This is a genomic window from Pseudomonas sp. R11-23-07, from assembly GCF_003852295.1.
Classification (GTDB): domain Bacteria; phylum Pseudomonadota; class Gammaproteobacteria; order Pseudomonadales; family Pseudomonadaceae; genus Aquipseudomonas.
The window spans coordinates 2622507-2636721 of sequence record NZ_CP027761.1 but is presented as its reverse complement, the minus strand read 5'-3'; the positions used below and the strand labels follow the sequence as shown (position 1 = coordinate 2636721).

Sequence of the window (14215 nt, the reverse complement as noted above, 5' to 3'; positions counted from 1 at the left end):
AGGGGGCTTGCTCCCGATGGCAGTGTGTCAGGTACAGATTTAGTGACTGATACACAGCTATCGGGAGCAAGCCCCCTCCCACATTGACCGAGTGTCAGCCGTAGAAGTGTGGGCGGTTTGGCAGGCTGACCTTGACGATCTGCCCACTGCCCTGCGCTTCAATACACGCATCCGCCGCCACCGCTGCTGCATAGCCATCCCACGCCGACGGCCCGCCCACCTGCCCGGCCCGCACGCTGTCAATGAACGCCTGCAATTCCACGTCATAGGCGCCGATAAACCGATCCTTCCAATCCATCAGAATCGCATTCGACAGCTTGGCCCCGCTGCGCAGTTGCACCTGGGAAGGCTCGGGCAATTTGGCGATGCCGCTCTCCCCCACCACTTCGCACTGAATGTCGTAGCCATACTGGCAGTTGACGAACACTTCGACGTCGATGCGCGTGCCCTTGGCGGTTTCCAGCAGCACGATCTGCGGGTCGCGCAGGTGGGCCAGGGCTTTGCTGGTCTTGCGCGGGAACACCACCTGCACCGAGACGTAGTCGTCATTGAGCAGCCAACGCAGTACATCCAGTTCGTGAATCAGGGTGTCGGTAATCGCCATGTCGGTCTTGTAGTTTTCGCCCACCGTCGGGTTGCGATGCGCGCAGTGCAGCATCAGCGGCTCGCCGATCTGGCCGCTGTCGATCACGGCTTTCAAGGCGCGATAGCCTTCGTCGTAGGGGCGCATGAACCCGACTTGCACCAGGCGTTTGCCGTGGGCGACTTCGGCTTCGACGATTTTGCGGCAGCCTTCAGCGGTGACGGCCAGGGGCTTCTCGCAAAACACCGGTTTACCGGCGGCGATGGCGGCAAGCACGAACTCCTCGTGGCTCGGCCCCCACGAGGTCACCAGTACGGCTTGCACCTGCGGCGAGTTGATCAGCGCGTGACCATCCGGGTATACCTCGGCGTCCAGCTTCAACTCGGCCACCACCTTGGTCGCCTGTTCCAGGTTGATATCGGTGACCGCCACCACCTGGCTATTGAGCAGGGTCTGGCTGCAACGACGAATATGGTCACGGCCAATGGCACCGGTACCGATCACTCCAAGCTTCAACGACATACAAACACTCCTCTTGTTATTAGTACTGCCGGGCCTTGGCCAGGTGTTCATTGAGTTTTTTCGCGGCGGCGTTGGTGCGTTCGCTGGTGGACACCTGCGCCACGCCCACCCGCCACCACGACAGGTAGCCGTGCACCATGGTCTTGGGCAGTACCTTGATATCGATCAGGGTCGACACGGTTTGAGTACGCGCATCGGCCAGAGCCGCTTCAAGCTGCTCCACGCTGCTGACCTTGTAGGTCTTGCACCCATAGGCCGCCGCGCTCATGGCGAAATCCACCGGCACCAGGCCGCCGTCGAGCTTGCCGCTCTCGGGGTTGCGATAGCGGAACTCGGTGCCGAAGCTGTCCATGCCGTTGCCGATCTGCAGGTTGTTGATGCAACCGAAGGCCATGTTGTCGAGCAGCACCACGTTGATCTTGCGGCGCTCCTGGATCGAGGTGGCCAACTCCGAATGCAGCATCATGTAGGAGCCATCGCCGACCAGCGCGTACACCTCTTTGCTCGGCTCGGCCAGCTTCACGCCGAGGGCGGCGTTGATCTCGTAGCCCATGCACGAATAACCGTATTCGACGTGGTAGGTATTAACGCCCTTGCTGCGCCAGGCGCGCTGCAGGTCGCCGGGCAGGCTGCCGGCGGCGGCGACGATGATTGCGTCATCGGCGAGCGTCGCGTTGAGCACGCCAAGCACTCGACTTTGGGTCAGGCATGAGCCGGTCAGCTCGATGAATTCGCGCAGTACCGCGCGGTCCAGGTGGTCGTCGACTTCCGGCACGAAGTCATCACCGTGGTATTCGACCTGATGCACGCGGTCCACCTCGGCATCCAACTGCGCCTTGGCGTCAGCAATCTGCTCTCCCCAGCCGGAACGGTAATCACCGAGGGCATCGGCCAACGCTTCGAGGGCAACCTTGGCGTCGGCCAGCACTTGCACGCCATCGAGTTTCAACGCATCGCCAGGGCAGATATTAAGGTTGAGAAAGTTTACCTCGGCGTGCTTGAACAGGGATTTGGACGACGTGGTGAAGTCGGTATAACGGGTGCCAATGCCGATGATCAGGTCCGCCTCGGGCGCCAGCAGGTTGGCCGCCAGGCAGCCGGTCTCACCAATGCCGCCAACGTTCAGCGGGTGGCTGGACACCACCGCGCTCTTGCCCGCCTGGGTTTCGGCGAATGGAATATCGAAGCGCTCGGCGAAGGCCTGCAGTGCGGCATTCGCGCCGGAGTATTTAACCCCGCCACCGCAGATGATCAATGGTTTGCGCTTGCCCGTGAAGGCCGCCAGCGCATCGCCTAGCATCGCGGCGGTGGCTGGGCGACGTTCGATACGGTGCACGCGCTTTTGCAGGAAATAGTCGGGATAGTCCCAGGCTTCGGCCTGCACGTCCTGGGGCAGCGCCAGGGTCACCGCGCCGGTTTCGGCGGGGTCGGTGAGCACGCGCATGGCCTGGATCGCCGCCGTCATCAGCTGCTCGGGGCGGTTGATACGGTCCCAGTATTTGCTCACGGAGCGGAACGCATCGTTGGTACTGATGCTCAAGTCGTGGAACTGTTCGACCTGTTGCAGCACCGGGTCCGGTTGACGGCTGGCGTAGACATCGCCCGGCAACAGCAGCAACGGAATACGGTTGGCCGTTGCGGTCGCCGCAGCGGTGAGCATATTCGCCGCGCCGGGCCCCACCGATGCGGTACACGCGTAGATCTTGCGCCGCAGGTGCTGCTTGGCGAAACCGATGGCAGCGTGGGCCATGCCCTGTTCGTTACGGCCCTGATGCACCACCAGGTCGCCGCTGTCCTGCTCCAGCGCCTGGCCCAGGCCCAGCACATTGCCGTGGCCGAATATCGTGAACACCCCGGCGACGAATTTGCTCTGCACGCCATCGACTTCGATGTATTGGTTATCCAGGAACTTCACCAGGGCCTGCGCCATGGTCAGTCGGGTTGTGGTCATGTCGCGCCCCTTAACGTTTTTGCAGGTGGGCGATGCTTGCCCCCAAGGCCTGCTGGATATCCGCCAGCTCATGCACACTTGTGGCAAACGGCTCGAACGACAGGTAGCCGCTGTAGCCAGTGCTGAGCAAGGTGTCGATCTGCGCGGCGTTACCGAGGATGTCGCCCTCGCCCACCAGTACGCGGTGGCCGTCGCGGATCGAATTGAGCGGCGCCTCGGCATCTTCCACGCCGGAGATGTGCACCAGCCCGGTCAGCTCAGGGAAGAACTCATGCTCGCCGGCCAAGTGATGATGGAAAGTGTCGTGCACCAGGCGGAATACATCCAGGCCGCCGATGGACTGGATCGCGTCCACCGCTACGCGCTTGCGGCGCATGGCGCATTCTTCGAAGCCCAGCGGTTCGATAAAACCGAGAATCCCGTACTCGCGCAGGATCGGCGCCAACTCGCTCAAGGCGGTGCGCAAACCGGCGGTGCGCTGGGCTTCGTTGCGGGTGTCGCCCGGCTCGTTGAACGGGCACATCACCAGGCCTTGCGCGCCACATTCCCGGGCATAGGTGGCCAGCTCGATCGCTTGGGCACGGCGCTGGTCATTCCACACATCAAAGGGGTACAGCGCGTTGATCGACAGCACCGTGATGCCCTGGGCCGCGCACAATTGGCGCACGCGGCTGGCCGGGGCGCCGTATTCGATCTGGCGGTCCTTGAGGTCATTGCGGATCTCGATGGCGTCGCACTTCAAGGCCACGGCCAACTGGATGAAATCCGGCAGGGACAGGTTGGGCGCGACCATGCGGTTAAGGGCAAAACGTAACGGCGACTTCATTGTTGTTGTTCTCCGTGCAAAACCGTTCAGAGGTCCAGCAGCCAGCTGTGCTGCGGGTCGTTATGGAAGTGCCAGGCACGCTTGGGGCCGGCCATGACGTTCAGGTAATACGACTCGTAGCCGTACGGCACGCTGACCGGGTGATAGCCCTTGGGCACCACCACCAGGTCACTGTTTTCCACGGCCATGGCCTGGTCGATACTGCGGTCGTCGGTGTAGACCCGCTGGAACACGAAGCCCTGGGGCGGGTTGACCTGGTGGTAGTAGGTCTCCTCCAGAAAGCTCTGGTGCGGCAGGTCATCGGTGTCGTGCTTGTGCGGCGGGTAGCTCGACGAGTGCCCGGACGGCGTGCGCACTTCCACCACCAGCAGCGAATGCGCCGGCTCGCTGTCGGGCAGGATGTCGCACACGTAGCGGGTGTTGGCGCCCTTGCCACGCACGCTGCGCTTGCACTGCTCCGGGCGGATCAGGCGCGGTGTGTAACCGCTCGCACCGGGCGCGGCGCAGACAGCGATCTGCACGTCACTCAAGGCGCTGACCTGGGCCTGGGTGCCCGGCGGCAGGTAGGCGGCGAACGGGGATTTGTCCTCGAACACCGATTGACGGTCCCCCAGGTTCTGCCAGTCGAAGCCCTCGCCTTCGATATTCACCCGGCCGCTGAGCAGCACCAGGCACAGCTCTTTATCGCCGGCGCTGACCGGCAGGGTTTCGCCCAGGCTCAGGCGATAAGCGCTAAAACCCACATACTCCAGGCGCCCGGCTTCCAGGGCGACCATGGTTTGCCCACGTTTATTGCTCTTGACCAGCAAGCTCATGGTTAAGTCCTCTCGTTGAGCAGCGCACGCAAGGTGTCATAGCCCTTTTTTGCATAGATGTAGCTGGGCGCCACGGCCGGGTCCTGCTCGGCCTCGACCACCAGCCAGCCCGCGTAGTTGGCAGCCAACAACACATCGAGCAGTTCGGCAAAGTCGATATCGCCATCGCCGGGTACGGTGAAGGTGCCGTTGACGATGCAGTCGGGAAAACTCCACATCTGGTTGCGCGCCAGTTGCACCACGAGTTTGCGCACGTCCTTGAAATGCACATGGCAGATGCGCCCGATGTGTTTGCGCAGCACCTCAAGCGGTTCGCCGCCGCCCATGTAACAGTGGCCCGAATCGAACAGCAGGCCGACTTCCGGGCCGGTGCGTGCCATCAACTGATCGATATCCTCGGGCGATTCGACATAGGCGCCCATATGGTGGTGGTAAGCCAGGCGCACGCCCTGGGACAGGGTGAACCGCGCCAGTTCTGTGAGTTTGTCGGCGTAGGCCTGCCACGCCTGTTCACTGTGAAAACGCGGGCGTTCGATCAAACGGATGCGCGAGCCCTGGATCGAATCGGCCACTTCGCCATACACCAATACGCTCGCGCCGTTCTGTTTGAGCAACTCGACGTGGCCGGCGATGGCCTCGATTTCTTCAGCCACCGAACGACGCGCCAGGCGGCTGGAATACCAGCCGGACACCAGCGCCAGGTCATAGGGACGCAGCACGTCGCCGACACCTTTGGCGTCCTTGGGGAATTTGCCGTTGAGTTCAAAACCTTCGTAGCCGATTTCCTTGCCTTCGCTCAAGGCGGTGCTCAGCGGCGTTTCACCGCCGAGGGCCGGCAGGTCGTCGTTGCTCCAGGAGATCGGGTTGATGCCAATTCGGATTGCGGGCATGGCTGCACCTTTATTGTTTTCAGGTATCACTGAGATCTGCTTCTGCTTTATGTGGGAGGGGCGGTGCGACGATTCGGCTTGCTCCCGATAGCGGTGTGTCAGGCAACACTCCTGTAACTGAACTATCGCTATCGGGAGCAAGCCCCCTCCCACATTGGAATTGCATTGCATATTTGGAACTGTGATCAGGTTCGGGCACTGCGCCAGGCGTTGATGAGCTGTTCGAACGTGGCCTGGACTTGCTGAATCAGAACCTCATCATCGATCTCCCCCGCCATCCACGCACGGCTCGGTTCCTGGAAGATCGTGCGGCCCACGGCAAAACCTCGGCAGGTCGTGCTTCGACTGGCTTGCCGGAAGCCGTCGGCGAGGCATTCGGCCGAGGCGTTCAGGCCCAACAGCACCACACCCCGGCAGTACGGGTCACGTTCTTCGATCAGTTCGTCGAGCTTTTTCCAGTCCTCGGCCGATTGCGCCTCGATCTTCCACCACGCCGGGTAGATGCCCAGGTTGTACAGGCGCTTGAGGCTGCGGTAGAGCACGTCGGGATAGGTCGAGGGGTGATCCTTGGGTGGGATGACCTCCAGCAGCAGTTCATGCCCGCTGACAATCGACGCCTCGTACACCGCCTTGAGCTGCGCTTCCTGTTCCAGGCGCAGCAGCGGCGCGTCATCGGGATGAAATTGCACCAGGCACTTGATGATCTGTTCCTGAGGCCAGGCGATCAGGTTGCTGCCGATGGAGCGGCCATGCTCGAACGCCAAGGGCCGCGAGTTCTGCACTTCCACCGGGCGGGCAATCCACCAGCCCCGGCCGCTGGCCGCGTTGAGCGCGTCCTGGCCGAAGCGCTGGTCGGCAAGCAGGCCGACGTCGGCTTCAATGCCTTGATCAGCCAGTTTTTTCTCGACGCGTTCGATGGCCTGAATGAACAGTTGCTTGGCATCACTGATGCGCGCCAGATCCTGGCCGCCGCGTTGGGCCAGGTCGACCAATTGCCAGCGGTGGTCGAAGGCGAACACGAACAGTTGCTTCCAGGTTTTGCGCGGCACGCTGACGCGGTGCAGGCGTTGCAGGGTCGCGTCCTGGTCCGGCCGGGTAATCGGCACCGGGCTGTTGAACAGGTATTCCAACTCGACAGGTGTGGGCATGGCCGGCGCGCAGGCGTGGCGCGACACCACCAGGCCGCCGCAGGCATTGGCCAACTGGCTGCAACGCTCATCGGTTGCGTCGTTGAGCCAGCCACTGAGGAAGCCCGACATAAACGCATCGCCGGCGCCCAGCACATTGAGCACTTCCACGCGCACGCCGGGGTAGATCGCCCCGTCTTCCAGGCGCTCCGGGATAGCGCCATGGATCACCGTGCAGCCCTGTGGGCCGAGCTTGACCACCAGGGTGGCGGGGGTCAGTTCGCGTACTTTGCGCAGCGCGGTGAGCAAGTCTTCACTGCCGCCGGCGATCAGGAATTCTTCTTCGGTGCCGACGATCAGGTCGAAGCGCGGCAGGATCTTCTGTACATGCTCGCTGACCTGCTGGTCGGCGACGAAACGGGTCTCGCCATCAGCCTTGCCGGCCAAGCCCCACAATACCGGGCGGTAATCGATGTCGAGCACGCGCTTGACGTTGTGCCGGGCCGCGTAATCCAGCGCCTGAATGCTGGCCTTGTACACGCCATCGGTAGAGAAATGCGTGCCGGTGATCAGCAGCGCCTTGCTGGAAGCAATGAAGGTTTCGCTGATGTCTTCGGCGCGCAGGGCCATGTCGGCGCAGTTTTCGCGGTAGAACACCAAGGGGAAGGTTTCACGGTCCTTGAGGCCAAGCAGCACCAGGGCGGTGAGGCGTTCCGGGTCGACTTTGACCGCGCTGACGTCGCAGCCTTCACGGGCCAGGGATTCCAGGAGGAAGCGGCCCATGTGGTCGTCGCCCACGCGGCTGAGCATGGCCGACTTGAGCCCCAGCCGTGCCGTGCCGAAGGCGATATTGGCGGAGGAACCGCCAAGGTATTTGGCGAAGCTGGTCACATCCTCAAGCCGCGCCCCCACTTGCTGCGCATAGAGGTCGACGCCCAGGCGTCCGAGGCAAATCAGATCCAATTGACGCCCACTGGCAAAACGAGTCTGGCCCATGCTGGCTCCTGTTATTTTTATCAGCCTGCGTTGTGCCGCCGTGGCGACGGCAAACGCTCTTGGTGGGAGCAGACTAGAACGTCCGGCGGCCGCAATCAATATTTATTCCATAATTATTTTTAGTGGAATATTTTTTCCAATAAGCCAGCATAATGCTGCGGCAGCCGTCGTGCATCGTTTCAGCAGCCCAGGCGGGCCTTGATGCCGAGGTATTTTTTTGCGCCTACCCTGTAGACTTGCGCCACCCATCAGCGCACCAGACGAACACGCCAGAAGGATTGCCCATGTCCCGCACCGATCCCGAGACCCACCTGGAAGATACAATCGCCAGCCCTCCGATCAATGCCGAACGCCTGTTGCAGCTGATCACCGACGAATACGAAAGCCTGCCGCGCCAACTCAAGCGCATCGCCAGCTACATGAGCCAGCAGAGCGACCGGATCATGGTCGACCGCATCAGCGACATCGCCCGTGAATGCGAAGTGCATCCCTCGGCCATCGTGCGCTTCTCCCAGCGGTTCGGTTTCAGCGGGTTCAGTGAGATGCAGGCGCTGTTTCGCGAGGCGTACACCCACAAGACCACACCGGTGCAGAACTACCAGCAACGCATCCGCAGCATGATCGCTAACAAGTCGCAGAAGGCCAGCGGCGGCGACCTGGCGCGTGAGTGCGTCAACGCGACGCTGTCCGGCATCGAACGCCTGGGGATGGAGCTCGACGACGTGGCCTTCGACAAGGCCGTCGACCTGGTGGTGAATGCCGACAATATCTACGTGGTCGGCGTGCGCCGCTCATTCGCGGTGGCCGATTACCTGGTTTACAACCTGCAGCACACCAACAAGCGTATCCACCTGATCTCGGGCCTGGGCGGCAGCTACCGCGAACAGATGCGCAGCGTGCGCGCCAATGACTTGGTCATCGCCATCAGCTTCACGCCCTACGGCAAAGAGACCCAGCACTGCCTGCGCATCGCCCAGCACCATCAGGCCAAGACCCTGATCATCACCGACAGCAACCTGTCGCCCCTGGCCAAGCGGGCAAACGCGGTGTTATTGGTCAATGAAGGATCGTCGTTCGCCTTCCGCTCACTGAGCGCAACGTTGTGCCTGTGCCAGGCATTGTTCATTGCGGTGGCGTATCGCTTGGAACTGAAGGTGGATGAGATTCACGAGCAAGTCGGGTTCGACGACTGAAGCGGGCTCACCGCAAACCAAATGTGGGAGGGGGCTTGCTCCCGATGGCGGTGTGTCAGTCGCTTGCAGCATCGACTGTTCCACCGCCATCGGGAGCAAGCCCCCTCCCACATGGGACCGAGTAATGCTCGGGTTTAGTGCATGAAAATTGCGATCAGGATGATCAACGGAATTGGAATGCCGAGGAACCACAGCAGTAATGAGCGCATCATGTTCTCCTTGAATTAACGAACGTAGGTTTCGGTTTCGACGTACACCACAGCATCGCGGCGGCGACCGCCGAAGGTGGCGGCGAAGCTGGCGAAGAACGCGCCGATCAGCAGGGCAACGAAGGTCCACAGCGACGTGTAAGCAGCCACTTTGGCGGCTGTGTCAGCGGCTTGCTTGGCTTTGACCTTGGCATCTTCGATGGCTTTGCGGGCATCGCCATACACCTTGTCGATACGCGCTTCGGCATCGGCCTGGCTGAGGTTGGTGCGCTGGCTGATCAACTGGGCCAGGTAGGTACGGTCTTCCGGTGCGAGTTGGCCATCATTGCTCAGGGTACGAGCGAAGATGCGACCGACCACGGCATGGGCGGCGTCATCGCTGACAGCTGCCGGGCGATCGTCGCGGAACAGGCTGTCGACGTAGTAGCCAAAATCACCGCTGTGCGCGCCTTTTGCTGCGTTGCCGGCGGCTTGAGTCATGCTGCTGGCGGCACCCGAGGCCACGCTGGCACCGGCTTTCACGCCGCCGCTGACCACACTGCTGACCGAACCGACCACCAGCATCGCCGTGATCAGCGTCGCCACTGCCCAGGCCAGGAAACCGTGGGCGGTGTCGCGAAAGTACACTTCATCGCCATGCATGTTGGCCCACTTCACGCGCAACCGGCCGGCAATGTAGCCGCCCAGGCCCGACGCGACGATTTGGGTGAAAGCCAGCCAGACAATCGTGGAAATGCCAAGCCCCTTGGCACTCATGCCGCTGTCGGCCCACGGCGATACCGCCGAAAAGCCCAGGCCGAAGCCCAGCAGCACCAGGATCAGGGACAGCGCAGCCGCCGCAGCGGCACCAGCAAAAATCGCCCCCCAGGAAACCCCGGAGAGCGCGCTCGACTCTTGCAGCGTGGATGAGGATGTGATCATTGTTGTTTTGCTCCAGGCATGAAAAATAGTGTTACAAGTCTCAAAAAGGACAGTGCAGGCAGCGTGCCAGTGCAAACAAAAAATAAAATCCTTATATTTCAGCAAGTTAACTAAATTGAACTTCCTAAAGTCATGCAAGTTGCAAGAATTGCCGATAGAGAGCGGGCGTTATGCATTCCCTGTGGGAGGGGGCTTGCTCCCGATAGCGGTGGGTCATTCTGTCAATGCTTAACTGATACACCGCTATCGGGAGCAAGCCCCCTCCCACACTGAATTGGGCAAGGCTTGGAAGTACCGATTTGCGTAGATGAAGTTTTATTTAGGAAACATTCAGCAACTTCTTGGCAAAATGTCCGCACTTCTAGTGTGAACGCTCACCAGGTAATCCTATGACCCGCATTTTGACCATCGAGGATGACGCCGTAACGGCCCGCGAGATCGTCGCCGAGCTGAGTAGCCATGGACTGGACGTAGACTGGGTGGACAATGGCCGCGAAGGCCTGGTCCGTGCTGTCAGTGGTGATTACGATCTGATCACCCTCGACCGCATGTTGCCCGAACTGGATGGCCTGGCCATCGTCACCACCCTGCGCACCATCGGGGTGTCGACGCCGATCCTGATGATCAGCGCCCTCTCCGATGTCGACGAACGCGTGCGCGGCCTGCGCGCCGGCGGCGATGACTACCTGACCAAGCCCTTCGCGTCCGATGAAATGGCCGCCCGCGTCGAGGTGCTGCTGCGGCGTAAAAGCACGGTCAAGGAATTCGAAACCGCGCTGCGCGTGGCCGACCTCGAATTGAACCTGATCAGCCGCGAAGCCAGCCGCGCCGAGCAGCCGCTGAGCCTGCTGCCCACCGAGTACAAGTTGCTCGAATTTCTGATGCGCAACACCGGGCAGATCCTGTCGCGGATGATGATCTTCGAGGAAGTCTGGGGCTATCACTTCGACCCCGGCACCAACCTGATCGACGTGCACATCGGTCGCCTGCGCAAAAAAATCGACCCACCGGGCCTGCCGCCGCTGATCCGCACGGTACGAGGCTCGGGCTATGTCATTGCTGAACCCCTCTAAGGGCTGGCGCTCTTCCAGCAGCCGCTTGCTGGCGCTGTACAGTTCGCTGTTCGTGGCGTGGAGCTGCATCCTCATGGGGGTGCTGTATTACGAGGTGTCGGGGTATCTCAGCGACCTGTCGCGCCATTCGCTGATGCAGCGCCAGCATTTGTTCCAGCATTTCGACGGAGAAGAACTGGTAGACGCACTGACCACCAGCATGACCTTCGACATGAAGGGCGTGGATGCCTATGGCCTGTTCGACGAGCAGTTTCGTCCCTTGAGCGGGCCGATCCGCGCAGTACCGCCCGACCTGCCCCTGGATGGCAAGATCCACGCCCTGGCCAACTGCGTCGATTCCGATGACCCGAAACTGCCCAAGGACAGCTGCGACGCCGTGGCCACCCGCACCGAAGACGGCCGTTGGCTGGTGCTGGTGCGTGCCAACGGTTCGTTGTTCGGGGTGACCCGGATTATCTGGCATGCCCTGCTGTGGGCCGTGTCATTGACCATCATCCCTGGCGCCGCCGGCTGGCACCTGCTGCGTCGGCGTCCGCTGCGCCGCATTCGCGGGATCCAGGCCAGCGCCGAAGCCATCGTCGCCGGCGACTTGACGCACCGCCTGCCCCTGTCCGACCGGCGCGACGAGCTGGACATGCTCGCGGCCATCGTCAACGCCATGCTCGACCGCATCGAAAAGCTGATGAACGAGGTCAAGGGCGTGTGCGACAACATCGCCCACGATTTGCGCACCCCGCTGACGCGCCTGCGCGCACAGCTGTACCGCATCAAGCAGCAAGCGGAGGAAGACTCGGCCCATGCGGTGAAACTCGATGACGCGATTGCCGAGACCGACACGCTGATGGCACGTTTTCGCGGATTACTGCGCATTTCCGAACTGGAAGACCACCAGCGTCGTTCAGGCTTTTTGCTGATGGACCCACTGCCGCTGTTACGCGAACTGCACGACTTCTACCTGCCCCTGGCAGAAGAAGGTGAGCTGGAACTGGTGCTGCAGACTCCGGACTCACTGCCATGGATTACCGGCGACCGCGCCCTGTTGTTCGAGGCCCTGGCCAACCTGCTGAGCAATTCGATCAAATTCACCCCGCCCCAAGGCAAGGTAATCCTGCGCGCGGTCAATGACCTGGGCAGTACGCGGATCGACGTCCTCGACTCCGGGCCGGGCATTCCGGCCGCCGAACGCGCTTCGGTGTTCCAGCGTTTTTACCGGGTCGATGAAAGTGATCAGCAAGGCGGTTTCGGCCTGGGCCTATCGATTGTCGCGGCGATCATCAACCTGCACGGCTTCAAGCTGGAAGTCGGCACCAGCGAACTGGGCGGCGCACGGCTTGTGCTGGAATGCCGTCAGCAACTGATGCCGGAATAATTAGCTGAATGAATACAGATCCAATGTGGGAGGGGGCTTGCTCCCGATGAGGGGGTGTCAGCTGACACATTCTTGTCTGACCCACCGCAATCGGGAGCAAGCCCCCTCCCACACTACAGCACAGCCCCCATCGCCTTGATCAACACCGGGTCGCGCGCATAGATATCCGGGGCGTACACCAGGCTGCCCTGGCGATCCACTTCCACCGTCCAATAGCCCAGCAGCACCGGTACCGGCGTGGCCAGCCTGAATTCATGGGTCACGCCGGTGGCCAGCAACTCGTCGGTGCGCGTGCGTTCGGCCGGGCTGACCAGCAGGTCGCGCAATAACAACGGTTGCTCAACGCGCACGCACCCCGAGCTGAACGCCCGTGGCCCCTTGGTAAACAGCGGCTGGCTCGGCGTGTCGTGCAGGTACACCGAATACGGGTTGGGAAAGCGCATCACGATCTTGCCCAACGGGTTACGCGGCCCCGCCTCCTGGCGCAGCAAAATATTGCCGGGGCGCGCCCAGTCGACCTGCTCGGGTGCCAGCGGGTGGCCTTCGGCGTCGAGCACTTGCAGGTTCTGCTGGCGCAGATATTCCGGGTTGAGGCGGATGGCCGGCAGCTTGTCCTCGCGCATGATGGTGGGTGGAATGGTCCACGTGGGGTTGAGGGTCAACCGCGTGATACGCGACTTGAGCAGCGGCGTCTGGCGCTCGGCGCGGCCGACTTGCAGGCGGGTTTGCCACACCGGAATGCCGCTCTGGTACACGCTCAATTGCGCGGCCGCGACGTTGACCACCACGCCTTCGGGCTCCAAATCCTGGGCCAGCCAGCGGAACCGCTCGAGGTTGATGCGCAACTGGTCGCGGCGCATCGCCGGGCTGATATTGAGTTCGGCCACGGTGCCAGCGCCGATCACCCCGTCGGACTGCAAGGAATGGCTGAGCTGGAAGGCCTTGACCGCAGCGACCAACTCGGCGCGGTACTGCTTGGCGCTGCCCTTGGGTTCCTGGGTCAGGTAACCGCCGCTGTAGAGCCGACGCGCCAGTTCCGGCACCCGTGGGTCTTCCATGCCGGGGCGCAACAGCGGCCCGTCGCCGACCGCCTCCCAATGCGGCAACGGCTGCTGGCGCACGCTGGAATAAGCGTTACGCAAGCTGCGATACAAATCCGCGCTGGGCCGCGCCTGGTCGAACGCCAGGGCCATGTCCCGCAGGCCGGTGGCGGCGAAGGCAAGCAACGCGGTGTTTGGATCGACGGCCGGCGGCTGGGCGTGCCACAGCGGTTCGAAGCGCGACTGCTGCAGGCGCCCGTAATGCAAGTCCTGCAGGGCTTGCAGGTACTGCTGGCTGACTGCGATATCGCTGCACAGCACGTTGGCCGTGGCATCTGCGCTGGGCAAGCTATAGTGGGTGGGGTCCAGGCCGTCGTCGGCCAGCATCAGCAACTGGCTGTGCAAGGCTTGCCGGCGCGCGTCATCCGACCACAGCGGCGTGTCGCCCTGCTGCTGGTAAAAGGCTTGCAGACGCAATTGTGCGGTGGCATCAATACGCGGCGCGAGCTGCGGGCAGACACTGGGCAACTGCGCCAGGGCTTGTTGCAGCGGCGCCAAGTCAACCGGCGCAGGCGTCGTGACCGGCAGCGGTTCCACCGGCAGCGCTTCGGCTGTGGCGACCAGTGGTGTAACGAGCAGGCAAATGCTCAAGTAACATGCGTGTTTTTTGAACAATTGACTTAGCTCCACTCCACAGCGG

Annotated in this window: 12 protein-coding genes; 4 read left to right on the top strand and 8 right to left on the bottom strand. The window is 62.0% G+C overall.

Annotation, left to right across the window (positions count from 1 at the left end):
* Positions 1–94 precede the first annotated feature (94 nt).
* The 6 genes from C4J84_RS11970 to iolC all read right to left on the bottom strand — a co-directional run bounded on the left by C4J84_RS11970 (position 95) and on the right by iolC (position 7710).
* The gene (locus tag C4J84_RS11970; protein ID WP_124435399.1) at positions 95–1105 is read right to left on the bottom strand and encodes a Gfo/Idh/MocA family protein; all 1011 of its coding nucleotides are present in this window, start codon (positions 1103–1105) and stop codon (positions 95–97) included.
* 19 nt (positions 1106–1124) lie between these two features.
* On the bottom strand, positions 1125–3056 hold the full coding sequence (gene iolD, locus C4J84_RS11965; RefSeq protein WP_124435398.1) for a 3D-(3,5/4)-trihydroxycyclohexane-1,2-dione acylhydrolase (decyclizing): 1932 nt from the start codon (positions 3054–3056) through the stop codon (positions 1125–1127).
* Between the two features lie 10 nt (positions 3057–3066).
* The gene (locus C4J84_RS11960; RefSeq protein WP_124435397.1) at positions 3067–3882 is read right to left on the bottom strand and encodes a TIM barrel protein; all 816 of its coding nucleotides are present in this window, start codon (positions 3880–3882) and stop codon (positions 3067–3069) included.
* Positions 3883–3908: 26 nt separating this feature from the next.
* The gene (gene iolB, locus C4J84_RS11955) at positions 3909–4697 is read right to left on the bottom strand and encodes a 5-deoxy-glucuronate isomerase (RefSeq protein WP_124366901.1); all 789 of its coding nucleotides are present in this window, start codon (positions 4695–4697) and stop codon (positions 3909–3911) included.
* A 2-nt stretch (positions 4698–4699) separates the two neighbouring features.
* Positions 4700–5587: a myo-inosose-2 dehydratase gene (gene iolE, locus C4J84_RS11950; RefSeq protein ID WP_124435396.1), complete on the bottom strand. Its 888-nt coding sequence runs from the start codon at positions 5585–5587 to the stop codon at positions 4700–4702.
* A gap of 185 nt (positions 5588–5772) precedes the next feature.
* Positions 5773–7710: a 5-dehydro-2-deoxygluconokinase gene (gene iolC / locus C4J84_RS11945; protein ID WP_124435395.1), complete on the bottom strand. Its 1938-nt coding sequence runs from the start codon at positions 7708–7710 to the stop codon at positions 5773–5775.
* Between iolC and C4J84_RS11940 the strand changes: the two genes are divergently transcribed.
* Both C4J84_RS11940 and C4J84_RS11935 read left to right on the top strand, forming a co-directional pair.
* Positions 7709–7912, top strand: coding sequence for a hypothetical protein (locus tag C4J84_RS11940; protein WP_124362696.1), 204 nt, complete (start codon positions 7709–7711; stop codon positions 7910–7912). The two genes, iolC and C4J84_RS11940, sit on opposite strands and share 2 nt — an antisense overlap.
* A gap of 82 nt (positions 7913–7994) precedes the next feature.
* Positions 7995–8903 carry a MurR/RpiR family transcriptional regulator gene (locus C4J84_RS11935; protein ID WP_124362695.1) on the top strand — a complete coding sequence of 303 codons (909 nt, stop codon included), beginning with the start codon at positions 7995–7997 and terminating at the stop codon, positions 8901–8903.
* A 224-nt stretch (positions 8904–9127) separates the two neighbouring features.
* Here C4J84_RS11935 and C4J84_RS11930 read toward each other — a convergent pair whose 3' ends face one another.
* Entirely contained in the window at positions 9128–10033 is a 906-nt protein-coding gene (locus C4J84_RS11930) for a hypothetical protein (protein WP_124362694.1), read from the bottom strand.
* 389 nt (positions 10034–10422) lie between these two features.
* Between C4J84_RS11930 and C4J84_RS11925 the strand changes: the two genes are divergently transcribed.
* Complete coding sequence (locus C4J84_RS11925) at positions 10423–11106, top strand: response regulator transcription factor (RefSeq protein WP_122539638.1); 684 nt, start codon at positions 10423–10425, stop codon at positions 11104–11106.
* On the top strand, positions 11084–12475 hold the full coding sequence (locus C4J84_RS11920) for a HAMP domain-containing sensor histidine kinase (protein WP_124435394.1): 1392 nt from the start codon (positions 11084–11086) through the stop codon (positions 12473–12475). The genes C4J84_RS11925 and C4J84_RS11920 overlap by 23 nt, the downstream gene beginning before the upstream one ends.
* 113 nt (positions 12476–12588) lie before the next feature.
* On the opposite strand, the gene C4J84_RS11915 is transcribed toward C4J84_RS11920, so the two are convergent.
* Complete coding sequence (locus C4J84_RS11915; RefSeq protein ID WP_124429508.1) at positions 12589–14190, bottom strand: murein L,D-transpeptidase; 1602 nt, start codon at positions 14188–14190, stop codon at positions 12589–12591.
* Positions 14191–14215: the final 25 nt, after the last annotated feature.

Excerpts from the sequence above, each read along its gene's own strand:
- C4J84_RS11960 (WP_124435397.1), bottom strand. The coding sequence starts at position 3,882 with ATGAAGTCGCCGTTACGTTTTGCCCTTAACCGCATGGTCGCGCCCAAC.
- iolD (WP_124435398.1), bottom strand. The coding sequence starts at position 3,056 with ATGACCACAACCCGACTGACCATGGCGCAGGCCCTGGTGAAGTTCCTG.
- C4J84_RS11935 (WP_124362695.1), top strand. The coding sequence starts at position 7,995 with ATGTCCCGCACCGATCCCGAGACCCACCTGGAAGATACAATCGCCAGC.
- iolE (WP_124435396.1), bottom strand. The coding sequence starts at position 5,587 with ATGCCCGCAATCCGAATTGGCATCAACCCGATCTCCTGGAGCAACGAC.
- iolC (WP_124435395.1), bottom strand. The coding sequence starts at position 7,710 with ATGGGCCAGACTCGTTTTGCCAGTGGGCGTCAATTGGATCTGATTTGC.
- C4J84_RS11925 (WP_122539638.1), top strand. The coding sequence starts at position 10,423 with ATGACCCGCATTTTGACCATCGAGGATGACGCCGTAACGGCCCGCGAG.
- C4J84_RS11940 (WP_124362696.1), top strand. The coding sequence starts at position 7,709 with ATGCTGGCTCCTGTTATTTTTATCAGCCTGCGTTGTGCCGCCGTGGCG.
- iolB (WP_124366901.1), bottom strand. The coding sequence starts at position 4,697 with ATGAGCTTGCTGGTCAAGAGCAATAAACGTGGGCAAACCATGGTCGCC.
- C4J84_RS11920 (WP_124435394.1), top strand. The coding sequence starts at position 11,084 with ATGTCATTGCTGAACCCCTCTAAGGGCTGGCGCTCTTCCAGCAGCCGC.
- C4J84_RS11930 (WP_124362694.1), bottom strand. The coding sequence starts at position 10,033 with ATGATCACATCCTCATCCACGCTGCAAGAGTCGAGCGCGCTCTCCGGG.
- C4J84_RS11970 (WP_124435399.1), bottom strand. The coding sequence starts at position 1,105 with ATGTCGTTGAAGCTTGGAGTGATCGGTACCGGTGCCATTGGCCGTGAC.